Origin of the sequence: Stenotrophomonas sp. Ps181, from assembly GCF_025697425.1 — a bacterium.
GTDB classification, from domain to species: domain Bacteria; phylum Pseudomonadota; class Gammaproteobacteria; order Xanthomonadales; family Xanthomonadaceae; genus Stenotrophomonas; species Stenotrophomonas sepilia.
The window spans coordinates 660,059-683,796 of record NZ_JAHWBI010000002.1 but is presented as its reverse complement, the minus strand read 5'-3'; the positions used below and the strand labels follow the sequence as shown (position 1 = coordinate 683,796).

General features: G+C 67.6%; 25 protein-coding genes. 15 read left to right on the top strand and 10 right to left on the bottom strand.

Annotation, left to right across the window (positions count from 1 at the left end):
• Positions 1-154: 154 nt before the first annotated feature.
• From KXV01_RS06825 to KXV01_RS06805, 5 genes are all read left to right on the top strand, one after another.
• Positions 155-1,564, top strand: coding sequence for an amidohydrolase (locus tag KXV01_RS06825; RefSeq protein WP_134709856.1), 1,410 nt, complete (start codon positions 155-157; stop codon positions 1,562-1,564).
• Entirely contained in the window at positions 1,564-2,826 is a 1,263-nt protein-coding gene (locus KXV01_RS06820; protein WP_049415274.1) for an amidohydrolase family protein, read from the top strand. Before KXV01_RS06825 ends, KXV01_RS06820 begins: the two co-directional genes overlap by 1 nt.
• A gap of 25 nt (positions 2,827-2,851) precedes the next feature.
• Positions 2,852-3,484, top strand: coding sequence for a 2-hydroxychromene-2-carboxylate isomerase (locus tag KXV01_RS06815; protein ID WP_111097256.1), 633 nt, complete (start codon positions 2,852-2,854; stop codon positions 3,482-3,484).
• Positions 3,485-3,577: 93 nt separating this feature from the next.
• Entirely contained in the window at positions 3,578-4,519 is a 942-nt protein-coding gene (locus KXV01_RS06810) for a DegV family protein (RefSeq protein WP_099495296.1), read from the top strand.
• Positions 4,520-4,597: 78 nt separating this feature from the next.
• Positions 4,598-4,936 (top strand): hypothetical protein, encoded by a 339-nt coding sequence (locus tag KXV01_RS06805; protein WP_005410998.1) that lies wholly within the window; start codon positions 4,598-4,600, stop codon positions 4,934-4,936.
• Positions 4,937-5,243: 307 nt separating this feature from the next.
• On the opposite strand, the gene KXV01_RS06800 is transcribed toward KXV01_RS06805, so the two are convergent.
• The 6 genes from KXV01_RS06800 to KXV01_RS06775 form a co-directional block, all read right to left on the bottom strand.
• Positions 5,244-6,689, bottom strand: a complete 1,446-nt coding sequence (locus tag KXV01_RS06800) for a GGDEF domain-containing protein (protein WP_049415267.1) — start codon at positions 6,687-6,689, stop codon at positions 5,244-5,246.
• 309 nt (positions 6,690-6,998) lie between these two features.
• Complete coding sequence (fghA, locus tag KXV01_RS06795) at positions 6,999-7,829, bottom strand: S-formylglutathione hydrolase (RefSeq protein ID WP_099485818.1); 831 nt, start codon at positions 7,827-7,829, stop codon at positions 6,999-7,001.
• 22 nt (positions 7,830-7,851) lie between these two features.
• On the bottom strand, positions 7,852-8,199 hold the full coding sequence (locus KXV01_RS06790; RefSeq protein ID WP_164284402.1) for a YqcC family protein: 348 nt from the start codon (positions 8,197-8,199) through the stop codon (positions 7,852-7,854).
• An 8-nt stretch (positions 8,200-8,207) separates the two neighbouring features.
• Positions 8,208-9,317 carry an S-(hydroxymethyl)glutathione dehydrogenase/class III alcohol dehydrogenase gene (locus KXV01_RS06785; RefSeq protein WP_049415260.1) on the bottom strand — a complete coding sequence of 370 codons (1,110 nt, stop codon included), beginning with the start codon at positions 9,315-9,317 and terminating at the stop codon, positions 8,208-8,210.
• A gap of 58 nt (positions 9,318-9,375) precedes the next feature.
• On the bottom strand, positions 9,376-9,651 hold the full coding sequence (gene frmR, locus KXV01_RS06780) for a formaldehyde-responsive transcriptional repressor FrmR (protein ID WP_005411009.1): 276 nt from the start codon (positions 9,649-9,651) through the stop codon (positions 9,376-9,378).
• A gap of 236 nt (positions 9,652-9,887) precedes the next feature.
• On the bottom strand, positions 9,888-10,565 hold the full coding sequence (locus tag KXV01_RS06775; protein WP_099495297.1) for an SMI1/KNR4 family protein: 678 nt from the start codon (positions 10,563-10,565) through the stop codon (positions 9,888-9,890).
• A gap of 114 nt (positions 10,566-10,679) precedes the next feature.
• On the opposite strand from KXV01_RS06775, the gene KXV01_RS06770 reads away from it, so the two are divergent.
• A complete protein-coding gene (locus tag KXV01_RS06770; RefSeq protein WP_049438547.1) occupies positions 10,680-11,096 on the top strand; it encodes a VOC family protein in 417 nt (138 codons plus the stop codon).
• A gap of 125 nt (positions 11,097-11,221) precedes the next feature.
• On the opposite strand, the gene KXV01_RS06765 is transcribed toward KXV01_RS06770, so the two are convergent.
• Positions 11,222-12,106, bottom strand: a complete 885-nt coding sequence (locus tag KXV01_RS06765; RefSeq protein WP_049415256.1) for a LysR family transcriptional regulator — start codon at positions 12,104-12,106, stop codon at positions 11,222-11,224.
• Between the two features lie 108 nt (positions 12,107-12,214).
• On the opposite strand from KXV01_RS06765, the gene KXV01_RS06760 reads away from it, so the two are divergent.
• On the top strand, positions 12,215-13,273 hold the full coding sequence (locus KXV01_RS06760) for an NAD(P)-dependent alcohol dehydrogenase (RefSeq protein ID WP_049415254.1): 1,059 nt from the start codon (positions 12,215-12,217) through the stop codon (positions 13,271-13,273).
• 92 nt (positions 13,274-13,365) lie between these two features.
• On the opposite strand, the gene KXV01_RS06755 is transcribed toward KXV01_RS06760, so the two are convergent.
• Positions 13,366-14,730, bottom strand: a complete 1,365-nt coding sequence (locus KXV01_RS06755) for a glutamate--cysteine ligase (protein WP_099495298.1) — start codon at positions 14,728-14,730, stop codon at positions 13,366-13,368.
• A 152-nt stretch (positions 14,731-14,882) separates the two neighbouring features.
• On the opposite strand from KXV01_RS06755, the gene KXV01_RS06750 reads away from it, so the two are divergent.
• The 3 genes from KXV01_RS06750 to KXV01_RS06740 all read left to right on the top strand — a co-directional run bounded on the left by KXV01_RS06750 (position 14,883) and on the right by KXV01_RS06740 (position 18,035).
• Entirely contained in the window at positions 14,883-15,587 is a 705-nt protein-coding gene (locus KXV01_RS06750; protein WP_049415248.1) for a VIT family protein, read from the top strand.
• Complete coding sequence (locus KXV01_RS06745; protein ID WP_049438546.1) at positions 15,584-16,408, top strand: AraC family transcriptional regulator; 825 nt, start codon at positions 15,584-15,586, stop codon at positions 16,406-16,408. Before KXV01_RS06750 ends, KXV01_RS06745 begins: the two co-directional genes overlap by 4 nt.
• Before the next feature lie 652 nt (positions 16,409-17,060).
• A complete protein-coding gene (locus tag KXV01_RS06740) occupies positions 17,061-18,035 on the top strand; it encodes an MBL fold metallo-hydrolase (RefSeq protein ID WP_263467620.1) in 975 nt (324 codons plus the stop codon).
• A gap of 98 nt (positions 18,036-18,133) precedes the next feature.
• On the opposite strand, the gene yihA is transcribed toward KXV01_RS06740, so the two are convergent.
• Positions 18,134-18,736: a ribosome biogenesis GTP-binding protein YihA/YsxC gene (gene yihA, locus KXV01_RS06735; RefSeq protein WP_049414655.1), complete on the bottom strand. Its 603-nt coding sequence runs from the start codon at positions 18,734-18,736 to the stop codon at positions 18,134-18,136.
• A gap of 156 nt (positions 18,737-18,892) precedes the next feature.
• Here yihA and KXV01_RS06730 point away from each other — a divergent pair, with 156 nt between their 5' ends.
• The 4 genes from KXV01_RS06730 (at position 18,893) to KXV01_RS06715 (ending at position 22,184) form a co-directional block, all read left to right on the top strand.
• Positions 18,893-19,693, top strand: coding sequence for a cytochrome c4 (locus KXV01_RS06730; RefSeq protein WP_263467619.1), 801 nt, complete (start codon positions 18,893-18,895; stop codon positions 19,691-19,693).
• Between the two features lie 106 nt (positions 19,694-19,799).
• The gene (locus KXV01_RS06725; RefSeq protein WP_263467618.1) at positions 19,800-20,450 is read left to right on the top strand and encodes a thiol:disulfide interchange protein DsbA/DsbL; all 651 of its coding nucleotides are present in this window, start codon (positions 19,800-19,802) and stop codon (positions 20,448-20,450) included.
• Between the two features lie 106 nt (positions 20,451-20,556).
• Positions 20,557-21,393 (top strand): thiol:disulfide interchange protein DsbA/DsbL, encoded by an 837-nt coding sequence (locus KXV01_RS06720; RefSeq protein WP_049414651.1) that lies wholly within the window; start codon positions 20,557-20,559, stop codon positions 21,391-21,393.
• 53 nt (positions 21,394-21,446) lie between these two features.
• Positions 21,447-22,184 (top strand): endonuclease/exonuclease/phosphatase family protein, encoded by a 738-nt coding sequence (locus tag KXV01_RS06715; RefSeq protein WP_181453911.1) that lies wholly within the window; start codon positions 21,447-21,449, stop codon positions 22,182-22,184.
• Between the two features lie 110 nt (positions 22,185-22,294).
• On the opposite strand, the gene KXV01_RS06710 is transcribed toward KXV01_RS06715, so the two are convergent.
• On the bottom strand, positions 22,295-23,164 hold the full coding sequence (locus KXV01_RS06710; protein WP_099495799.1) for an EamA family transporter: 870 nt from the start codon (positions 23,162-23,164) through the stop codon (positions 22,295-22,297).
• A gap of 72 nt (positions 23,165-23,236) precedes the next feature.
• On the opposite strand from KXV01_RS06710, the gene KXV01_RS06705 reads away from it, so the two are divergent.
• The gene (locus KXV01_RS06705; RefSeq protein ID WP_049414645.1) at positions 23,237-23,719 is read left to right on the top strand and encodes an Lrp/AsnC family transcriptional regulator; all 483 of its coding nucleotides are present in this window, start codon (positions 23,237-23,239) and stop codon (positions 23,717-23,719) included.
• Positions 23,720-23,738: the final 19 nt, after the last annotated feature.

Here is a 23,738-nt window from a genome sequence, read left to right as displayed (position 1 = left end):
AATCAGCCCATCGCTTCATCCAACGTTAATATTTCCTTCACAAATCCTCCATCAGAAAATTCCTACCCCCCACGCCCCTGTCCAAGGTCACTTGGCAAGCCACACCGGCCCCGGCTAGCGTCGGTGGATTCATGTTTCTGGCGAGGGGAACTGCATGGCATCGACGTTGTTGCGCACCGGGGTGGCACTGGCGCTGCTTTCATTGAGCACGGCACCGGCGACAGGCGCCTCGCGCTTCGTCGCCGATCCCTACCCCAGCACCTACCAGGCACACCCCGATGCACCGGTGCTGATCCAGAACGCCACCGTGCTGACCGGCACCGGCCAGCGCCTGGACAACGCCGACGTGCTGCTGCGCGAGGGCCGCATCGTTGCCGTCGGCCGCCAGCTGCAGGCCGATGCCGGTGTCACCCGCCTCAATGCGCAGGGCAAGTGGGTCACACCGGGCCTGATCGACGTGCACTCGCACCTGGGCGTGTACCCCAGCCCGGGCGTCGGCGCGCACAGCGACGGCAACGAGATGACCGCACCGGTCACCGCCAACGTCTGGGCCGAGCACTCGGTGTGGCCGCAGGACCCGGGTTTCGCCACCGCACTGGCCGGCGGCGTGACCAGCATGCAGGTGCTGCCGGGCTCGGCCAACCTGGTCGGTGGCCGCGGCGTGACCCTGAAGAACGTCCCCGCCATCACCTACCAGGCGATGAAGTTTCCCGGCGCACCGTGGGGGCTGAAGATGGCCTGCGGCGAGAACCCGAAGCGGGTCTACGGCGGAGGCAAGGGCGTCGCTCCGGCCACGCGGATGGGCAACGTTGCCGGTTACCGCGCCGCCTTCATCGATGCCGCCGACTACATCGCCAAGAACAAACCGAAGCCGGCCAAGCGCAAGGGCTGGTTCGGCAGCGACAAGGGCGACAGCGCCGGTGATGCCGGCGGCAAGCGCGATCTCAAGCTGGACACGCTGGCCGGTGCGATCGAGGGCGACATCCGCGTGCATATCCACTGCTACCGCGCCGACGAGATGGCCACCATGCTCGACCTGGCCAAGGAATTCGGCTTCAAGGTGGCCGCCTTCCACCACGGCGTGGAGGCCTACAAGCTGGCCGACCGGCTGGCCGCCGACGGCGTCTGCGGCGCGCTGTGGGCCGACTGGTGGGGCTTCAAGATGGAAGCCTTCGACGGCATTCCGGAGAACATCGCACTGGTCGACCGGCCGAAGAACAGCTGCGCCATCGTCCACTCCGATTCACCCGAGGGCATCCAGCGCCTGAACCAGGAAGCGGCCAAGGTGATCGCCGCCGCGCGCCGCGCGCACATGCCGGAGATCACCCCCGAACACGCCATCACCTGGATGACCGCCAACGCCGCCAGGGCGCTGGGGATTGAAGGCCAGACCGGCACCCTGGAGGCCGGCAAGATGGCCGACGTGGTGGTATGGAACGGCAACCCCTTCAGCTCGTACGCGCTGGCCGAGCAGGTCTTCATCGACGGGCGCCGCCTGTACGACCGCGGCGCACCTGCGGCCACGCCCCGTTCCGACTTCCAGCTTGGCCAGGAGGTGCACTGATGGGCGCGTTGAACAAGCGTCGCCGGGCATGGCTCGGCGCTACGGTCATGGTGCTGGCCTGCCTCTCCGCATCCGCGCAGGCGCAGGACCTGCTGGTGCGCAACGCCACCGTGCATACCGCCAGCGCGCGCGGCAGCCTGCAGCACGCCGATGTGCTGGTGCAGGGCGGCATCATCCGCGCAGTCGGCAGCGGGCTGTCCGCCCCGGCCGGGGCCCGCGTGGTCGAGGCCGATGGTCGCCCGCTGACACCGGCGCTGTTCGGGGGCATCACCGAGATCGGCATCGAAGAAGTCTCCGGTGAAGCGAGCACGGTCGACAGTACGTTGAAGATCGACGAACAACCGCTGCGCCCCGAGTTCGATGTCACCCTGGCCTACAACCCGGCCTCGGTACTGATCCCGGTGGCACGCCTGGACGGCATCGGCTTCACCGCCCTGGGGGCTGCCACCGGTGGCGGCTTCGTTGCAGGCCAGGGTGGCGTGATGCGGCTGGACGGCAGCGCCGATCCCCTCGGGCCGCGCGCGCTGTTCCTGCGCCTGGGGTCGGCGGCAGTGGAGCTGACCGGCCATTCACGCGCGGCGCAATGGATGCTGCTGCAGCAGATGGTGGACGAGGCGCGCGGCCAGGTCGCCGCGGACTCACCACATGCGCTGCTGACCCCGGCCGGGCGCCGCACGCTGGGCCGCTACCTGGCCGGCCAAGGCCGCATCGTGGTGGAGGTGGACCGCGCGGCGGACATCCGCCAGCTGCTGCGCTGGGCCGCCCGCGAAAAGGTGAAGATCGCCATCGCCGGTGGCAGCGAAGCCTGGCAGCTGGCGCCGGAGCTGGCCGCCGCACAGGTACCGGTGTTCGTCGATGTGTTGTCCAACCTGCCGGCCAGCTTCGACCAGATCGGTGCCACGCTGGAAAATGCGGCACGCCTGCAACGTTCCGGCGTGGCGGTCTCGTTCGTGCAGCGTGGCGACGCCTCGCACAACGCACGCAAGATGCGCCAGCTGGCCGGCAATGCCGTGGCCAATGGCCTGCCCTGGGCCGACGGCCTGGCCGGCCTGACCCGGGTACCGGCGCAGGCGTTCGGCGTGGCCGACCAGATCGGCAGCATCGAGCCGGGCAAGCGTGCCGACCTGGTGCTGTGGGAGGGCGACCCGCTGGACGTGGCGCACTATGCCGAGCAGGTCTGGCTGGGCGGCCGGGCGATGCCGATGCGCTCGCGCCAGACCGAACTGCGCGACCGCTACCTGCAGCGCAACGCGCAGCCCTGACCTCCAGTTATCCAAGGAAACCTGCATGGCCACCCTGCGCTGGTACTTCGACTTCGTCTCGCCCTATTCCTACCTGCACTGGCAGAAGTTGAAGCAGCTGTCCCGGTTTGCCCAGATCCAGACGGTGCCGATTGCTTTCGGTGCCGTGCTGCATCACCTTGGCAACCTCGGGCCGGCCGAGATTCCGGCCAAGCGCCGCTTCATGTACCGCCAGCTGCTGTGGACCGCCCAGGCCGAGGGCACACCGCTGCGGTTCCCGCCGGGCCACCCGTTCAACCCGTTGTCGGCGCTGCGCCTGTGCCTGGCTGCCGGTGCCAGCGTGCAGGCGGTGGACGTGCTGTTCGACTGGATCTGGCGCGACGGCAATGCCGCCGATAGCGCCGAGGCCCTGCGCGAACCGGCCGCCCGGCTCGGTATCGACGATGTCGCCAGCGCCATCGCCGACCCGGCAGTCAAGGAACAGCTGCGGCGCAACACCGAGGCCGCCATCGCCGCTGGCGTGTTCGGCGTACCGACCCTGGCCATCGATGACGAACTGTTCTGGGGCAACGACGCCCATCCGTTGATGGCGGCAGTGCTGGACGACCCCGACCTGCTGCGGCAGCCCGAATGGCAGCGCCTGGCCGAACTCCCGGTGGCCGTGCAGCGCAGTCGCTGAACAGGGGTGACGCGTTTCCCTCGCGCGCCACGCCAAAATTTGAGATAGATTTCACGTTTCCGAACTACAACCGCCCTGGAGGGGGAGCCGCGGATGCGCATCGGAATCGTCGTCGACTCGGCCTGCGACCTGCCGCAGGACTTCATCGCCGAGCACAACATCGTGCTGCTGCCGATCACCGTCCGCATCGGCGAAGCCGTGCTGGCCGATCATCGCGATGAGCAGGCCACCCTGAGTTTCCTGCACGCGCATGTGGCCGAGCACGGTGCCGAGGCGGAGACCATCCCCTTCAGCGTCAACCAGATCCGCGACCTGTTCCTGCAGCAGCTGGTGATCGATTACGACCACGTGTTCTGCATGACCATCACCAAGACCCGCAGCCCGATCCACGACAACGCGCTGCAGGCCAGCTTCGCCATCCTCAACGATTACAAGCCAGTGCGGCAGGCAGCGGGCTACAACTCGCCGTTCGCGCTGCGCGTGCTCGACACCCAGAACCTGTTCGCTGCGCAGGCCGTGACCGCAGTGGAGGCGGTTCGCCTGCGTGACACTGGTGCCAGCGTGCAGCAGATCCGCGAACGGCTGGAAGAACTGGCCGGCAACGTGCACGGCTACATGATTACCCGCGACCTGTACTACATGCGCGCGCGTGCACGTCACAAGGGCGACCGCAGCGTCGGCCTGCTCAGCGCCGCCCTGGGCAGCGCGCTGGACATCAAGCCGGTGCTGCACGGCTACCGTGGCCAGACCGGGCCGGTAGCCAAGATCAAGGGCTTCGACAGTGCCGTGCAGAAGCTGTTCGCGGTGGTCGGCCAGCGCGTACGTGCCGGGCTGATGACGCCGACGGTGTGCGTCAGCTACGGCGGTGAGCTCGACGAGCTGCGCAGCCTGCCCGGCTATGCACAGATGAAGGAGGTCTGCGCCGGCCATGGCGTGACCGTGTACGAATCGGTGATGAGCCTGACCGGCATGGTCAATGTCGGCAAGGGTGCGGTCACCGTGGGTTTCGCCGATGGGCCACATCGGTTCGAGTGATGCCCCCCACGCGGCGCGAATCTGCACATCGATTCCACCGCGATTGTGCCAGTCTTGCCGCACTTCAAGGAGAACACCATGCCTGCGCAGTACCACATCAGCCTGCCCGATCCGTCCAAGGCCCGCGGCAACGACCCTGACCTGTCCTTCCATTCGCAGGGCGCGGCCGGTTTCGCCGAAGAGCTGCAGGACGCCCTGCGCAGCGGCACGCTGTTCGAGCGCTGGAAGGCCAAGCAGCCCGACCCGGATGCGGTGGAACCGCAGTGGGGCGTGACCGATCCGGAGGCCACCGTGACCGGCGAGCAGAAGGACCTGCGCATCAACCTGGTCGCCACCACCCGCATCGACAGTGACGTGTTCAAGCAGCGCCTGCGCCTGCTGGCCGGCAGCCATTGGGAACTGCGCGACGTGCGTTGAGGCCCTCTACCCCGCCGGGCACGGCGCGGCGCTAACGTGCCCGTGTCGTGATCGACCCGGTGCGGATGACCATGCTCGGGTAGACGCCAACCTTGGTTGGCGCTTGCACAAACGACTGCCAACCAAGGTTGGCAATTACCGAACCGCCGATACCATCCAGCGATATCCTGCCGGCCGCTGCCCAGCGGATGGGCGGCACCCCCAACAGGCTGGTCCTGTACGACCAGCGGCGAGCCGGATTGGCGTGGCCGAACAGGATGAGGCGGTTTTGCGGCAATGGGCAGCAGCGCGTGACGGGCGGGTCTGCTCAGCAGTCCATCGTTCCGTGCGTGCTGCCCTCGTCGTCCAGCACGTGCGCATGCAGGATCACCTGGTTGCGGCCGGCACGCTTGGCGGCATACAGGCCGGCATCGGCGTCTGCCAGCAACTGATCGGCACTGGCCAGCGCCGGCGGATGCAGGTAACCCACGCCGACGCTGATGCTGACCGGGCCTTCCGGCAATGGCAGCGCTTCGACCGCTTCGCGCAGCCGTTCGGCCAGCGCCAGCACCCCCGACAACGGGCTTCCAGGCACGATGACGGCGAATTCTTCACCGCCATAACGCGCAACGCTGTCACCACCGCGACCGGCTATGGCCTTCAGCACCCCGGCCACCGCCTGCAGGCAACGATCACCGGCCGGATGGCCGTGCTGGTCGTTGAAGGCCTTGAAGTGGTCGATATCAACCAGCAGCAGGCCCAGCTCGGTGCCGCTGCGCCGCGCGCGATTCCATTCGGAGGTCAGCCGCGCGTCGAACTCGCGGCGATTGGCCACGCCGGTGAGGCCATCCTGCCGCGCCAGTTGATCCAGTGCTGCCTGGCGCTCCAGAAGATCGGTCTGCAGCAGGACGCTGCGCAGGCCGAAGCCCAGCGTGGCCACCACGAAACCCGCCACTGCCAGCGGTCGGGCATGGTCGACCACCAGAGTACCCACCACCAGCAGCAGCAAGGGCAGGATCATCGGCCCGGCAGCCTGCACCGTGCGCGACAGCCGCGGATGCGGCACTGCGCCCGTGACGGGCGCCCGGTCCAACGCCAGCACCGCCACCAGCAGGAACGGCAGGTCGATCAACAGATCATTGAAGGCTCCGAATGCATCTTCCGAGGTGTAATGGTTGATGTAGTAAGCCACCAGCAGATAAGCCAGTGCGTACAGCGCCAGCACCCGGAAGAAACCGCGCCGCTCGGGGACGTCACCGGCCAGCCAGCGCACCACCGCAAAGCCAGCGATGCACAGGTTCTGGATGTCGAACATACGCTGCATGTTCGACATCGCATGGGCATCGACATCGATGCGGGCGGCAAACGATTCGGTATGCACGAAGAACAGCACGCCCAGCAGCGCGGCCATTGCCGCATCGATCAGGCTGATGCCCGACCGCTCGCGGCGTGCGCGCGCCAGGATGAACACCAGTGGCACGCCGTACAGTACGTACAACAGCAGGCTGGCGTGGGGAGTGAAATCGGCCCGCCCGGCGCCCAGCGCGTCGATCATGTTGAACGCCATGCCGCCGGCCCACAGCAGCAGCGCCAATGCCATGGCCCGCCACCCCAGCGCCGCGCGGTCGCGGCGGGCCCGCCACAGGCAGGCCACCGCAGCCAGCAACGGGGCGCCGGTCAGAAAGACGAAGGAGCCCGCCCCGGCGGGACCGGGCCACAGGGCCAGCACCAGCCCATGGCACAGCACATACAGCAGCGCCAGCACTACCGGCATGCATCCCCCCGATCCGCGAGGCCGTCTGAGCGCACGATAGCGCGCCGGCACGCCACAGCGGCGTGATCCACTGCGGCAAAACGACACTCCGCGTGCGTCGCCGTTGCCGGCCAGCGGCCGGCACTACCGGAACGCCCTCAAGCGTGCAGGGCGCGGGCGTGGTGGGCCAGCACGCCGCAGCGGCGTGATTCGTTGCGGCAAAACGACAGTCTGCATGCATCACCATGGTAGTGCCGGCCGCTGGCCGGCAATCCCAGGGAATCGCAGGGCTGCGGTTGCCGGCCAGCGGCCGGCACTACCGGAACGCTCTCAGGCGTGCAGGGCGCGGGCGTGGTGGGCGATGTGCTCACCGATGAAGCTGGCGATGAAGTAATAGCTGTGGTCGTAGCCGGGCTGCAGGCGCAGGGTCAGTGGATGACCGGCGGCCGCGCAGGCCTCCTGCAGGCGCTGCGGCTGCAGCTGGGTCTGCAGGAACTCGTCCGCCTCGCCCTGGTCGACCAGCAATGGCAGGCGCTCGCTGGCCGCCTCCAGCAGCGCGCACGTATCCCACTGCGCCCAGTCGGCCGGATTGTCACCCAGATAAGCCGTGAACGCCTTCTGCCCCCACGGTACGTGGCTGGGCGCGACGATCGGCGAGAACGCCGACACACTGCGGTAGCGCCCCGGGTTGCGCAGCGCGATCACCAGCGCACCGTGGCCGCCCATTGAATGGCCGCTGACAGCACGCGCGCCGGTGACCGGAAAATTCGCTTCGATCAGCGCCGGCAGCTCCTGCGCCACATAGTCGTGCATGCGGTAGTGCTTCGCCCACGGTGCACGGGTGGCGTTGAGGTAGAACCCTGCGCCCTTGCCGAGGTCGTAGCCTTCGGCATCGGCCACATCATCGCCGCGCGGGCTGGTATCCGGCGCGACGATGATTACGCCGTGCTCGGCTGCATAGCGCTGCGCACCGGCCTTGGTGATGAAATTCTGCTCGGTGCAGGTCAGGCCGCTCAGCCAGTACAGCACTGGCAGCGGCTGCACTTCCGCCTGCGGCGGCAGGTACACGGCGAACTGCATGTCGCAGCCCAGCGTGGTCGAACGATGGCGGTAGACGTCCTGCCAGCCGCCGAAACAGGCGCGGTGTTCAATGCGTTCCATGGTGCTCTCCTGCGTGCCGGCGTCAGCCGTCACGTGTGTTGATCAACTCATCCAGCTGCGACAGCAGGCGCAGAAGCGATTCGACGCCAGGCTGGCCACCCAGATTGCGGTACGCCGCCACCGCCACGTCGCTGCGCGGTGGCCATTGGCCGTCAGCGCGGGCTTCGTGCAGGCGCGGCAGGAATACCTGCGCAAGCCACTGCTCGAACGGCATGCCATCGTCGCTGCCGAAGGCCGAAGTCACCGCACGCGGTGGCCCCACCTCGCCGTCGACCCAGCCCAGCGAACGCAACGCCTGCTCGATCGGGTCGACCAGGGCCGCGCGCGGGTCTTCCGCACGCGGCCTGCGAAGGGCGTCGAACCAGCCCACGCCGCCGCTCAGTAGTGGACCACCGAACGGATCGACTTGCCTTCATGCATCAGGTCGAAGGCGTCGTTGATCCTGTCCAGGTCCATGGTATGGGTGACGAACGGGGCCAGTTCGATATCGCCCTTCATCGCGTCTTCCACCATGCCCGGCAGCTGGCTGCGGCCCTTCACGCCACCGAAGGCGGTGCCCATCCACTTGCGCCCGGTCACCAGCTGGAACGGGCGGGTGGAGATCTCCTGCCCGGCACCGGCCACGCCGATCACCACGCTCTGGCCCCAGCCACGGTGCGCGCATTCCAGCGCCGCGCGCATCACGTTGACGTTGCCGATGCACTCGAAGCTGTGGTCCACGCCCCAGGTGGTCATCTCGACGATGACCTGCTGGATCGGCGTGTCGAAGTCCTTCGGGTTGACGCAGTCGGTGGCGCCGAATTCGCGCGCCAGTTCGAACTTGGACGGATTGGTGTCCACCGCGATGATGCGGCCGGCCTTGGCCTGGCGCGCACCCTGGATCACCGCCAGGCCGATGCCACCAAGGCCGAACACCGCCACGCTGTCGCCCTCCTGCACCTTGGCGGTGTTGTGCACCGCGCCGATGCCGGTGGTGACGCCGCAGCCGAGCAGGCAGACGTGTTCCGGGTTGGCGTCCGGATTGATCTTCGCCAGCGAGACTTCGGCCACAACGGTGTACTCGCTGAAGGTCGAGCAGCCCATGTAGTGATACAGCGGCTCGCCGTTGTAGCTGAAGCGGCTGGTGCCATCGGGCATCACGCCCTTGCCCTGGGTGGCGCGCACCGACACGCACAGGTTGGTCTTGCCGCTCTTGCAGAACAGGCATTCGCCGCACTCGGCGGTGTACAGCGGAATCACGTGGTCGCCCGGCTTGACGCTGGTCACGCCCTCGCCCACTTCCACCACGATGCCCGCGCCTTCATGGCCCAGCACCACCGGGAACAGGCCTTCCGGATCATCGCCGGACAGGGTGAACGCATCGGTGTGGCAGACACCGGTGTGGGTGATCTTCACCAGCACTTCGCCCTTCTTCGGCGGGGCGACGTCGATCTCGACGATCTGCAGCGGCTGGCCGGGACCAAAGGCGACGGCGGCACGGGACTTCATGGTGGCTTCTCCAGAGACGGGCAATGACAGGATGGGCGGCGCAATGTTGCGCCGTCGTCTATTTCAGGTACGAGCGGATCAACGCGCTCATGTCGCGCACGCGTTCGGCGCGTTGTTCGTCGGAGGCGGCGGGCTGGCCGAATTCCTCGCGCAGATGGGCCTCCATCACCTCGGACATCAGGCCGTTGACCGCACCACGGATGGCGGCGATCTGCTGCAGCACCGGCCCGCAGTCGGCGCCGGCTTCCAGCGCACGGTCCAACGCATCGCACTGGCCGCGGATGCGGCGCACGCGGGCCAGGACCTTCTTCTTTTCTTCGGGGGAGTGCGGCATGGCGGGCCAGCTCGGAACTATACTGGGGGATAGTATATATGCAAAAACAGAAGGGTTGGCGCAATAGGCTGCTTGGCAGCTCTACGCCGGGTGCCTGCAGAAACCAGATGCAGCCACCGCGCTGTCCTAGATGCACGTCATCCGCCGCGAGCTGGCCCAGCTGCCGCCATGCCATCTGGTCGTTCGATGATAGGTAGCTGGAGCACGACCGATGGCGGCGCTCCGGCCTACCGGATTCAGGCATCCTCGCGCACGTAGGCGAACGACTCGTCCAAACGCTCGAAACCGATCACTTCAGCGACGATGGCCTGTGCGTCGTCGTCGCTGATGTTTCCTTCCTCAATATCGTCAACGCGGGCGAACAGCCGCTGCAACGCCGCGAACTGGTCGCCGCGCAGGAACGACTGGTGGCTCTGCAGCCAGCGCTGCAGGTTGCTGGCCAGCTCGCCGTGCGACAGCAGCGTATACGGCGCTTGGTAGTCGGCAACCGCTTCAACCATCTTGCGGAACAGGAAATCCTGGTAGTTGGCGGCCAGCACATCGGCACGATCATCGTCATGCCACACCAGCACGACGGGCGGCTCGGCAGAACCGGGCGCGTTGCTCCAGAAGCAGTAGCTGTCGCCGCCGCCGGTCCGCGCAAACGGCAGGAGCTGCAGGTCGGGACGCAGGGGATTGTAATGATCCTCGGCGGTCAGCTCCTGCCACGCTTCGAGCAGCTCATCGTGTTCCAGTGGTTCGTATTCCTGCGCGTACAGCAGCACCGGCGGATCCGCCTGCAGCGTCGGGAACACCACCTCGGACCATTCCGGATGCGGACTGCCCCAGCTCAACCGGCCTGCTGCCTGCAGCTGCTTGAACAAAGGGGGGAAGGCCTGGCCGGTGGCCTGTTCGATGTCGGATAGTGCGCTCATGGAAGTCCTTGTCGATAGAGGTCGCCCAGCTTGCCCGAATCCGCGCAGGAGATGAACCGGCCGCAGCAGGTGGCGGGACTAGACTGCAATCACCGGATGCAGGAAATCACTGCCATGAACGCCACTGCCCGCAACTTCATCGTCAACATCGACGTGCCCGACCTGGCCGCCGCCGAAACGTTCTACCTGGCCGCGTTTGGATTGCGCATCGGTCGTCGGCTCGGTACCGGCGCGGTGGAACTGCTCGGCGGGCCAACACCGCTCTACCTGTTGCAGAACGAGGCTGGCAGCGCCGCCACCGAAGACGGCGACGTGCGTGACTACGAGCGCCACTGGACCCCGCTGCACCTGGACTGGGTGGTGGAGGACATTGATGCCGCGTTGATGCGTGCGGTCGCGGCCGGGGCGATGCTCGAGCAACCGGTGCGCGAGCGCCGCTGGGGCCGTATCGCCGTGCTGGCCGATCCGTTCGGGCACGGCTTCTGCCTGATCCAGTTCAGTGGCGAAGGCTACGACGCGCTGGTCGAATGAATTGCCGGCTGCTTTGCGGGCGCCAATCACGCATGGCGCGGATCTACTGATCCGCTTCAAGCAACGCGTGGCGGCTGTCATTCGGGAGTAGATCCACGCCATGCGTGGATGCGAACCACCGCACCTCACTCCCGCAGCATGTCCACGAACGCGCGCAGCGCACCGGGCATCTGCCGCTGCTTCGGGTAGTACAGCGCGAACCCGGCGAACGGCTCGCTCCAGTCTTCCAGTACCGCCACCATCTGCCCCGATTCGATATACGGCCGCGCGGTGTCTTCCAGCACGTAGGCCAGGCCGATGCCATCAAGCACTGCACCGACCACGGTGCCCTGCTCGCTCAACGTGAGCCGGCCCGGCACGTCGATTTCCAGCGCCTGCCCGCTACGCTCGAACTGCCATTTGTACAGATGCCCGCTGGCAAAGCGGAAGCGGATGCACTCATGCGAGGCCAGGTCGCGCGGATGCTGGGGCGCCGGATGCCGCCGCAGGTAATCCGGCGAGCCGACGATCAGCCCACGCAGCGGCGGCCCCATCGGCACCGCCACCATGTCCTCGGGCACGAATTCGTGCAGGCGCACGCCCGCGTCGTAGCCCTCGGCGACGATATCGACCAGCCCATCATTTTCGGTCAGCTCGACGCGCACATCAGGATGGGCATGCAGGAAGCGCGCCAGCCGAGGCCGCAGCTGGGTCGCCACCGCCGCCCGGGTGGCGTTGATGCGCAGCAGGCCGGCCGGGGCGGCGCGGAAGTGGTTCATTTCTTCCAGCGCGTCATGCACCTGCCCCAGCGCGGGCTGCAGGCGTTCCAGCAGGCGCTGCCCGGCCTCGGTCAGGGCCACGCTGCGGGTGGTGCGATGGAACAGGCCCACGCCCAACCGTTCCTCCAGCGCGCGGATCGCATAGCTCACCGCCGAGGTCGACAACGCCAGCTCGGCACCGGCGCGGCGGAAGCTGCGGTGGCGGGCAACCGCCGCGAACGCGGCCAGGTGGGAAAGGTTGTCAGTGGCCATGATTGTGCAGTTTTACTTGATGAATCATGCCGATATCCACGCTTCTTGCCATTGGGAACGCGGCGTATTGTAAAGCGCCTTTCGATAAACCCTGCCAAGGATTCCCCCATGTCCCTCGCCCGTGGTTACGCCGCCCATTCCCATACCGCCCCGCTGGTCCCCTTTGAGTTCGAACGCCGTGCGGTCGGTCCCGACGATGTGCGCATCGAGATCCTCTACAGCGGCATCTGCCACTCCGACCTGCACCAGGCCCGCGATGACTGGGGTGGCTCGATCTACCCGATGGTGCCGGGCCACGAGATCATCGGCCGCGTCACCGAGGTCGGCAGCAACGTCACCCGCTTCAAGGTCGGCGACCACGCCGGCGTGGGTTGCATGGTCGACTCCTGCCGCCACTGCGACGCCTGCCAGCACGACCTGGAGCAGTACTGCGCCGAGGGCGCGACCTGGACCTACAACGGCCGTGAACGCGAAACCGGCGCACCGACCTACGGCGGCTATTCCGACCACGTGGTGGTCGAGCAGCGCTTCGTGGTGAAGGTGTCCGACACCCTCGACCTGAAGGCGGCCGCACCGCTGCTGTGCGCCGGCATCACCACGTGGTCGCCGCTGCGCCATTGGAAGGTCGGCCCGGGCCAGAAGGTCGGCGTGATCGGCCTCGGCGGCCTGGGCCACATGGGCGTGAAGTTCGCCAAGGCGCTCGGTGCGCACGTGGTGATGATCACCACCACCCCGGAAAAGGGCGCCGATGCCAAGCGCCTGGGCGCCGATGAGGTGCTGGTCTCGCGCGATGCGGCGCAGATGAAGGCGCACGCCGGCAGCTTCGACTTCCTGCTCAATACCATCCCGGTCAGCCATGACACCAATCCGTACATGGGCCTGCTCAAGCGCGAAGCCACCATGTGCCTGGTGGGCGTGCTGACCGAACTGGACCCGCCGCTGACCGGCGGCAGCGTGATCTTCGGCCGCAAGCACCTGACCGGCTCGGCGATCGGCGGCATGGCCGAAACCCAGGAAATGATGGACTTCTGTGCCGAGCACGGCATCGTCAGCGATGTGGAGATGATCGACATCAGGAACGTCAACGAAGCCTGGGAGCGCATGGCGAAGAACGATGTGCGCTACCGCTTCGTGATCGACATGGCGACGTTGAAGAACGTGGCCTGAGCCAGGACGGATCTGGAAATGAAAAACCCCGGCAATGCCGGGGTTTTTCTTTTGGGTAGTGCCGGCCGCTGGCCGGCAACCCCGCATGACGATCAATACGCGAACTCGCGGAACACCGGATCGACGTCGCCATGCCAGCGGCCATGGAACAGCGCCAGCTTGCGCTCGGCCGGGGTCAGGCCGGATTCGACGATCTCCTGCAGCACGTCCAGGAACTTGCTCTCGTCCTGGCCGTCGGCATTGCGCGCCGCACGGCGCTTGAGGCCTTCCACGGAAATCCTGACCGCTTCCCGGGCCAGGTCGCGCACCGTGCCGTTGCGGAACGGCAGGTTCATTGCATGCTTCGGCACGCCGTCACGCAGCGCATGGCGCTCGTCCAGGGTGAAGTCACGCACCAGGTCCCAGGCAGCATCCAGCGCAGTGTCGTCGTACAGCAGGCCCACCCAGAACGCCGGCAGCGCACATAGGCGGCTCCACGGGCCACCATCGGCGCCGCGCATTTCCAGGTACTTCTTCAGGCGCACTTCCGGGAACGCGGTGGTCATGTGGTCCGACCAGTCGCGCAGGGTCGGCAACGCGCCCGGCAGCACCGGCAGCTTGCCCTGCATGAAGTCGCGGAAGCTCTGCCCGCTGGCGTCGTGGTAGATGCCGTCGCGGTAGGAGAAATACATCGGTACGTCGAGCAGGTAATCGACATAGCGCTCGTAACCGAAGCCCTCCTCGAACACGAAGTCGAGCATGCCGGTGCGGTCGGCGTCGGTGTCGGTCCAGATGTGCGAGCGATAGCTCAGGTAGCCGTTCGGCTTGCCTTCGGTGAACGGCGAATCGGCGAACAGTGCGGTGGCGATCGGCTGCAGCGCCAGCGACACGCGGAACTTCTTCACCATGTCCGCCTCGGTGGCGTAGTCCAGGTTCACCTGCACCGTGCAGGTGCGGGTCATCATGTCCAGGCCCAGCGAGCCGACCTTGGGCATGTACGCGCGCATGATCTTGTAGCGCCCCTTCGGCATCCACGGCATTTCATCGCGCTTCCACTTCGGCTGGAAGCCCATGCCGAGGAAACCCAGCTGCAGTTCGCCGGCCACCTGCGCCACTTCGTTGAGGTGGGTGCCAGTCTCCACGCAGGTCTGGTGGATGGTCTCCAGCGCCGCGCCGGACAGTTCCAGCTGGCCAGCCGGTTCCAGCGTCACCGAGGCACCGTCGCGCAGCAGCGCGATCGTGTTGCCGTTTTCCTGCACCGGCTCCCAGCCGAAGCGGACCAGGCCGTTGAGCAGTGCTTCGATGCCGCGCTCCCCCTCGAAGGTCGGCGGGCGCAGGTCATCCAGACGGAACCCGAACTTCTCGTGCTCGGTGCCGATGCGCCACTGCGCGCGGGGCTTCTCGCCGGAGGCGATCACCTCCACCAGCTGCGAGCGGTCGGTAATGGGGGTATCGGCGACGTGGCTGGGGCTCGACAAGGGGAAAGCTCGCTGGACGGTGGCGGGGGATGTGGGGCTCGCGGCCTTCCATCGCAAGGGCGCACTATAGCGTGGCACCCCGTTGCGTCATGCGACGGTGACGGGTTTCAGCATCCTACCGACGCCCTCTTGACCCTCGTACACTCAACGTCATGAGCCGCCATTCACGACACCCCGAACTGCACCGCTCCGAGCGCGTCGGCTGGCTGCGTGCCGCCGTGCTGGGCGCCAACGATGGCATCGTCTCGGTGGCCGGCCTGGTGGTTGGCGTGGCTGCCGGCGGTGCCTCCGCTGCGACCATCCTTGCCACCGGCGTGGCCGGCACCGTGGCCGGCGCAATGTCGATGGCTGCCGGCGAGTACGTCTCGGTACAGACCCAGGCCGACACCGAAGACGCAGACCTGGCAATGGAAAAGCGCGAGCTGCGCGATAATCCGCACAGCGAGCTGGAGGAGCTGGCTGCGATCTACCGCCACCGCGGCCTGGAGCCTGCATTGGCACGGCAGGTGGCCGAACAGCTCACCGCCCATGATGCGCTGGGTGCCCACGCCCGCGACGAACTGGGCATCACCGATACCCTGCGCGCCCGCCCGCTGCAGGCAGCATTGGCCTCGGCCGGTGCGTTCACCTGCGGCGCGGCGCTGCCGGTGCTGACCGCCCTGCTCGCGCCGGTCGACAGGGTGGCACTGATGACCACGGCCAGTACCCTGCTCGGCCTGTGCCTGACCGGCGCAGTGGCGGCCAGGGCCGGCGGCGCACCGCCGGTTCGCGGCGCGATCCGGGTGATGTTCTGGGGCGCATTGGCGATGGCCGCGGCGGCCGGTGTCGGTCGCCTGTTCGGTGCCCACGTGTCATGACCGCCATGCTGCCACCGGCCACCGCACTGCTGGCCGAGATGGCCAGCCTGGCCGGCTGCGCACGCGCCGAAGGTTATGCGTGCATTACCGCTCGGCGCGAACATGGCGCCAGCTCGGTGGAGATTCCACAACCACAGTTCGCGATCCTGCTGGAAGGCCGCAAGCAGGTGCGTACCGCGCACCAGTCGCTGGAGTTCATCCCCGGCGACATCCTGCTGCTGACCCAGCGCTGCCGCATTGATGTGGTCAATACCCCCGACCCACGCAGTGGCCGTTACCTCAGCGCCATCGTGCCGCTGTGTGCCGAAGTGCTGGCGGCCGCACGCACGCTGTGGAGCGGAGAGCTTCCCGCCGCCGGTCATGCGATGGCGCGACTGCCGTTGATCGATCATGGCGCGGTGCTGCGCCAGTGGCGGCAATCGCTGCAGGACGGCCGTTACAGCGAAGCGCGGCTGGCCCTGGCCTCGTTGGTACTGACCCTGTGTCGGCAGGGCCACGGCAACCTGCTGCTGCCGCAGGCGCCGAGCCTGGGCGAACAGATCCGCGACCGCATCGCCGCCGAACCGGCTCGCGACTGGCAATCGCGTGATGTGGAAGCGCTGTTCGCGCTGAGCGGCGCGACCCTGCGCCGTCGGCTCGCCGCCGAGGACACCAGCCTGCGCCAGCTGCTCACCGAGGCCCGGCTGGCGCATGGCATGCAGCTGCTCTACACCACCGACCTGCCGCTGAAGACCGTGGCCGCACGCGCGGGCTACCGCTCTGCGGCCAGTTTCAGCAAGCGCTTCGCCGAGCAGTACGGGCTGGCTCCCACAGATATTTGAGGGGGTTCGGCAGGGCTTGCAGCCCTGCACCTGCAGAGGCAACGGCAACAGCGAAAGCAACAGCAACAGCAACAGCGGGCTATCCGTGGGATGGCGGGGCGGTGTGGGTGGGCAGGACCGTTGGCGCCATGGATGGCGCCATCGAGCCCCCATGGATGGGTTTACGGCGTGTCCTGCCCACCCACACCGCCCCACCTCTGACAGATCTTCGCGACTGTTGGTAGGTGTCGACCTTGGTCGACACATCTGTCAGATATCGAAATCGATCTGGGGTCAGATCCGTTTTCCTCCGGAAAACGGATCTGACCCAAAGAGAATTTCCAACAGATCGCGGAAAACTGTCGAAGGCGGGGTGGGTCCGGTTGCGGGAGTGTCCGCGGCATGGATGCCGCGGCCAAGCCCCCAGGGATGGGTTTACGGCGTCTCCCGCAACCGGACCCACCCCGCCATCCCACGGATAGCCCGCTGTTGCTGTTGCTGTTGCTGTTGCTGTTGCTGTTGCTTCGGCTGCGGCCGTTGCCTCTGCGGGTGCAGGGCGCAGCCCTGCAGCCCCCCCCCTGAGCATTCCACGCAGTGGTTTGAGCGCCGCGCACACGCCGGCCACGGCACGCTATGCGGCAACGGAATCGTCCGTCGCCCACCGAGAACCATCATGACCCTGCGCCACCTGCCGCTGCGCACCGCCCTGCTGCTGGCCCTGTCCGCCCTGCCACTGGCCGCGCTGGCCGAAGCCACCTCGCCCGCCCCCACCCGACAGGTACCGGGCGTCTACCACCAGCGCGTCGGCGCCTTGCAGGTCACCGCCCTGTTCGATGGCGTGGTCGCGCTGGGCCGGCAGGAAGTGGTGGACGTGCCGCCCACCCTGGTCAGCCGCCTGCTGGAAGGCCGCTACGTGCCCGAAGACAGGAAGGGCCTGCAGACCGCGATCAACGCGTTCCTGATCCGGCAGGGCAACCACCTGACCCTGGTCGATACCGGCACCGCGCAGTGCTTCGGCCCGGGCCTGGGCCAGGTGCTGGGCAACCTGCGCGCCTCCGGCGTGGATCCGGCCGAGGTGGACGAGGTGCTGCTGACCCACGCCCATCCGGACCACCTGTGCGGCGTACTCGACGCGCAGGGCAAGCCGGCCTACCCGAATGCCACGGTGTGGCTGTCCAGGGCCGATGCCGATTACTGGCTCAACCCGGCCAGCGAGGCCACCGCGCCGAAGGGCGTGCGCTTCGCCTTCCCGCTGGCGCGCAATGCGGTAGCCCCGTACCAGGCCAGCGGCCACCTGCGCACGTTCAACCCTGGCGATGCCCTGCCCGGCGGTGCGGTGGCAATGGACACCCATGGCCACACCCCCGGCCACGTCTCCTACCGGTTCGACAGCCAGGGCCAGTCATTGCTGGTGTGGGGCGACGTGCTGCACTTCCACGCGGTGCAGTTCGCGCACCCGGAGGCCGCGTTCGAGGCCGATTCGGACCGCAAGGCGGCCATCGCCAGCCGTCGGGGGCTGCTGCAGCAGGCCACCGCCAACGGCTGGTGGGTGGCCGGTGCGCACCTGCCGTTCCCGGGCCTGGGCCATGTGCGCAGCGAAGGCCAGGCCTATGCCTGGGTGCCGGCGGAGTATTCGCCGCTGAAATGAGGTGCCGAGCGCGGTCGGTGAGGCTGCCGGCCAGCGGCCGGCACCACCAGGAAGCAGATCGGTAGCGCCCGGCTGCCAGCCGGGCGACCGGAAATCCCTTATTCCAGCCCCAGCCAGCCGCCGATCACGGCGCGGGCTTCGTCCACGCCGGTACGGTCTTCGCCGGAGAACACCTGCACGCTGACGCTGTCACCGTAGGCCGATTGCAGCTCCTTGCGCACCTTCTGCAAGGACTGCATCTGCTGGCTGCGGCTGAGCTTGTCGGCCTTGGTCAGCAGGGCGTGCGCCGGCAGGCCGCGCTGCACGGCATAGGACAGCATCTGCCGGTCGTAGTCCTTCAGCGGATGACGGATGTCCATCACCACCACCAGCCCCTTCAGGGCCTCGCGGGTGCGGAAGTACTTGTCGATGAAGGCCTGCCAGTGCGCCTGCAGGTCCAGCGGCACCTTGGCGTAGCCGTAACCGGGCAGGTCGACCAGATGCGCCTCCGGGGTGACCTGGAAGAACACCAGCTGCTGGGTACGGCCGGGGGTCTTGGAGACACGCGCCAGGGCGTTCTGGCGGGTCAGCGCGTTGAGCGCACTGGACTTGCCGGCGTTGGAGCGGCCGGCGAAGGCCACTTCGGCCCCTTCGTCGGGCGGCAGCTGCCGCACGTTATGGGCCGAAAGGTGGTAACGGGCGCGTTCGATGAGCAATGACATGTGCCTAGGATCGCATGTTGCGGCGCCGCGCGCCCGTGCCGGCGGCCTTTGCGGGCATTTTGCTGCACTGCTGCGTTGACCGTGCGCGGAAACGGCGTTGATAATCCGGGCGATGCCGGCGGCCACCGCCCGGCCCGGTCCATACGGAGCTTCAGCATGCGCCACGCTCGCGTTCTTGCCGTATCCGCCCTTGCCACTGCTGTAGTCGTTGCCGCTGCTGCGTTCGCGCAGACCACGTTGATCCCGCTGCCCGACAATGGGCCGATCAACACCGCCTCGCTGGAGGTGGATTTCAGCAAGACCCACTGGGGCGATGCCAAGGCCGGCCAGGCCAAGGCCTCGGCCTGCGCGGCCTGTCATGGCGTCGACGGCAATTCCACGGTGGAGATGTATCCGTCCATTGCCGGCCAGAGCGAACGCTACGTGGCCCAGCAGATGGCCCTGATCGCCAATGGCCAGCGCAGTTCCGGCGCGGCGGTGGCGATGGTGCCGTTCGTGCAGAACCTCACCCCACAGGACATGCGTGATATCGGCGCCTACTTCGCCACGCAGAAGGCCAACGCCGGCATCGCCGATGACACGGCGGTCACCGAGGGCCCCTACAAGGGCATGAAGTTCTACGAGATCGGCCAGCAGCTGTACCGCGGCGGCGATGCCAAGCGTGGCCTGCCGGCCTGCATGGCCTGCCATGGCCCCAGCGGTGCCGGCAATCCCGGCCCGGCCTATCCGCATCTCGGTGGCCAGCACGCCAGCTATGTCGCGCGCCGCCTGCAGGAGTACCAGGCCGGCCAGACCAACGAGACCGACAAGGCGCACTTCCAGATCATGGCAACGGTCGCGCAGAAGCTCAGCGAGCAGGAGGTGCAGGCGCTGTCGAGCTACCTGCAGGGCCTGCACAACAAGGCCGACGATGTGGCCACCACGGCCACGCCAACACAACCGGCTGCCGCCCCCTGACCACCACTGGTCGGCCCGGGCCGCGACGTTGGCCCACGGCTGCGGTATGTTTCCTTCACGCCGGCGGCTGCGCCGGCGTTGCTTTTTTCAACGGAGATGCGTGTCGATGAGGTTGATTTCCCGCCTGCTGTTGTCCGTGCTGGTGCTGCTGCCGCTGGCAGCCTGCGCCGCCACCCCCGCCAATGCCCCGCTGGTCGAGGGCAAAGACTACGAGCGCATCGCCCAGCCGGGCCCGTTCCAGCCGCTGGCCGGCAAGATCGAGGTGGTCGAAGTCTTCGGCTACACCTGCCCGCACTGCGCCCATTTCGAACCGCAGCTGGAAGCCTGGGCGGCCAAGTTGCCGGCCGACGTGCGCTTCACCCCGGTCCCGGCGGCCTTCGGCGGTGCCTGGGATGCCTGGGCCCTGGCCTACTACGCCGCCGAGGAAGTCGGCGTGGCCAAGCGCAGCCATGCCGCCGTGTTCAAGGCCCTGCACGAACAGGGTTCGCTGCCGATGCAGAACGTCTCGGCCGATGAGCTCGCCACCTTCTACAAGGCCTACGGCGTGACCCCGGACCGCTACATCCAGGCCCTGCGCGGCGATGCCGTGCAGAAGAAGGTCGAGGCCGCGCGCGCGTTCGTCCAGCGCACCAAGATTCCGGGCACCCCGGCCATCATCATCAATGGCCAGTACCTGGTGCGCGGCAACAGCTTCGACGACCAGCTGCGCATTGCCTCCGCACTGATCGCGCAGGCGCGCGCCGCCCGCGGCCGCTGAACCAACACCCACCACCGACACGGCGTTGTCGCCGCCGCGTGTCATCATTTCCCCTTGGCCGGCGCCTGCCGCCGGCCCCACCTTTCCAGATGCTGGAGACGTTTCCATGAAGATCCGTTACGCCCTCGCCCTCGCAGCGCTGCTGCCGATCCTGGCCGCCTGCAAGGCCGACGACGGCAGCACCAACACCACCGCGGCCCCCGCCGAACCGGCAGCAACCCCGGCAACCACCACCGAACCGGCTGCCGCGCCGGCGGCGGGCAGCGAAGGCGCCGCACCGGCTGCCGCTGAAGGCGAGAAGGCCCCGGCCGAAGCAACTCCGGCCGCCGCGCCGGCCCCGACCACCGCCGCACTGACCGGCCCGGCTCCGGTGGAAGGCGCCGACTACCAGGTGATCCCGAACGGCCAGCCGTTCCAGCCGGCCGCCGGCAAGATCGAAGTGACCGAGATCTTCGGCTACGTCTGCCCGGCCTGCGCCGCGTTCCAGCCGCTGGTCGGCCCGTGGAAGGCCGGCCTGCCCAGCGACGTGAACTTCGTCTACGTGCCGGCCATGTTCGGCGGCACCTGGGATGACTACGCCCGTGCCTTCTACGCCGCGCAGACCCTGGGCGTGCAGGAGAAGACGCACGAAGCGCTGTACGCCGCCATCCACTCGCAGAAGACCCTGAAGGGCGAGCGCGGCCGTGACTCGGTGGAAGACATCGCCAAGTTCTACGCCGCCTACGGCGTCGATCCGAAGCAGTTCGCGGCCACCATGGGCAGCTTCGCGGTGAATGCCAAGACCAACTCGGCCAAGCAGTTCGCCCAGCGCAGCCAGATCAGCGGCACCCCGTCGATCATCGTCAACGGCAAGTACCTGGTGAAGGGCAAGAGCTTCCCGGACATGCTGCGCATCGCCGATCACCTGATCGCCCGCGAACGCGGTGCGGCCCAGGCTCACTGATCCAAGAGAAGCATTTCCCGGCCGTGAATTCCCCCCGTACACGGACCCTGCGCTTGCTGACGGCCAACATCCAGGCCGGCTCAAGTACCCGCCGTTACAGCGACTATGTGACCCGCAGCTGGTCACATGCGCTGCCGGCGGGTCGCAAGCGCAGCAGCCTGGACGCGATCGCCACCCTGGCGCGCGACCATGACATCGTCGGCCTGCAGGAGGCCGACCCGGGCAGCCTGCGCTCGGGCTTCACCAACCAGACCCACTATTTGGCCCAGCGCGCCGGCTTCAATTACTGGAGCCACCAGCCGAACCGGCGCATGGGTGGGGTCGCCTCCAGCGCCAACGGCCTGCTGAGCAGGCTGGAACCGGTTGAAGTGCAGGATCACGCCCTGCCCGGCCGCATCGGCGGGCGCGGCGTGCTGCTGGCCAAGTTCGGCGACGGTGCCGACGGCTTGGCGGTAGCGGTCGCCCATCTGTCATTGGGCGCAGGCTCGCGGATGTCGCAGCTGGGCTTCATCGCCGAGCTGCTGTCCGACCACCCCAACGCGGTGCTGATGGGCGACTTCAACTGCCTGGCAGAACGCCCGGAAATGCAGGTGCTGTACCAGAAGACCCGGCTGCAGCCGCCCGGTTGCATCGTGCCGACCTTCCCAAGCTGGCGCCCGGACCGCGCCATCGACCACATCCTGGTCAGCAGTGGCCTGCAGACCCGTACCGTGGAAGCCATACCGGCCGCGTTCTCCGATCATCTCGCACTGGCAATGCAGATCGACGTCCCGGCCGACGCCCTGCGCTGAACCGCCCCCCTGGTAGGTGCGGACCGTTGGTCCGCACGCTTCGCGCCGGCCGCCGCCTGGCGCCCCCTAAATCAGGGCATGAACGACTTAATCCCCTCCGTCCCCTTTTTTCAGGCGGTGGCCGACGCCTTCAACCCCCGCGCCGTCATCGTGCTGCCCACCGAGGCCAGCACCGTGCAGCCGATCGCCAGCCACTGCAGCCCGTGCAGGTGTTCGTGCAGCAGCAGCATCGCCCACAGCGCGGCCACCGCCGGTTCCATGCTGATCAGGATGCCGAAGGTCTCCTTCGGCAGGCGCTTGAGCGCCATCATCTCCAGCGACATCGGAATCGCACTGGACACCAGTGCAATCAGCAGGCCGGCTGCCAGGATCTCCGGATCGAGCAGCGCGGCACCGGCATGCACCACGCCCACCGGCACCACCACCAGCGAAGCCGCCAGCAGCCCCAGCGACACCGAATGCCCGGCGTGCAGGTGGCCGGCACGCTTGCCGAACACGATGTACAGGCCCCAGCACGCCGCTGCGCCCATGGCATACAGCACGCCGGCCGGATCCAGCGCCGGTCCACCGCCGATCGGCAGCAGCAGCAACAGCCCCACCGCCGCGCAGCCCACCCAGAGGAAATCGATCGGGCGTCGTGAGGACAGCATCGCCACCGTCAGCGGCCCGGTGAACTCGATGGCCACCGCGATGCCGAAGGGAATCGTACGCAGGGCCATGTAGAACAGCAGGTTCATCAGGCCCAGGGTGAGCCCGTAGCGCAGGATGGTGATCGCATCCACGCGGCGGGTCTTCCAGCGCCACGGCCGCCAGAACAGCAGCAGCAACAGCGCCGAGAAGCCCACGCGCAGCGCACTGGTGCCCTGGGCGCCGATCAGCGGGAACAGGTGTTTGGCGTAGGAGGTGCCGATGGCCAGCGAGGTGACCGAGCCGAGCACCGCCAGCGCCGGCAACATCGGCGCAAGTCGTGAGGTCTGCATGGGCAAAGTCTATTGCGCCGGCGCCGAGCACTTGGCTCAATTGACAGCCTGTTCGTGCAACTTCTGCTCGCCATGGCCACCGCCCCCGTGCTCGACAGCTTCGACCGCGCCATCCTCGACCTGCTGCAGCGGGACAACACCCTGCCGCAGCGCGAGATCGCCGAGGCCGTGCACCTGTCCACCCCGGCCGTGCAACGCCGCATCAAGCGCCTGCAGGACAGCGGCGTGATCGCGGCCAATGTGGCGGTGGTTGCCGCAGCAAAGGTCGGGCGGCCCCTCACCATCATCGTCGAGGTGCGCGTGGTCAGCGAGCTGCGTGAACGCGTGGCGCCGTTCAAGCGCCGCGTGCAGGACGACCCGGCGGTGCAGCAGTGCTACTCGATCACCGGCGATGGCGATTTCCTGCTGTTGCTTTCGGCCGCGTCGATGGAGGAGTACGAAGCGATCACCGAGCGCCTGTTCGGTGGCGATGACAACATCGAGCGCTTCCGCACCTCGGTGGCACTGGGAACGTTGAAGCGCAGTTTCGAAGTGCCGCTGGCTCCGGTTCTGTAGCGCTGAGCCATGCTCGACT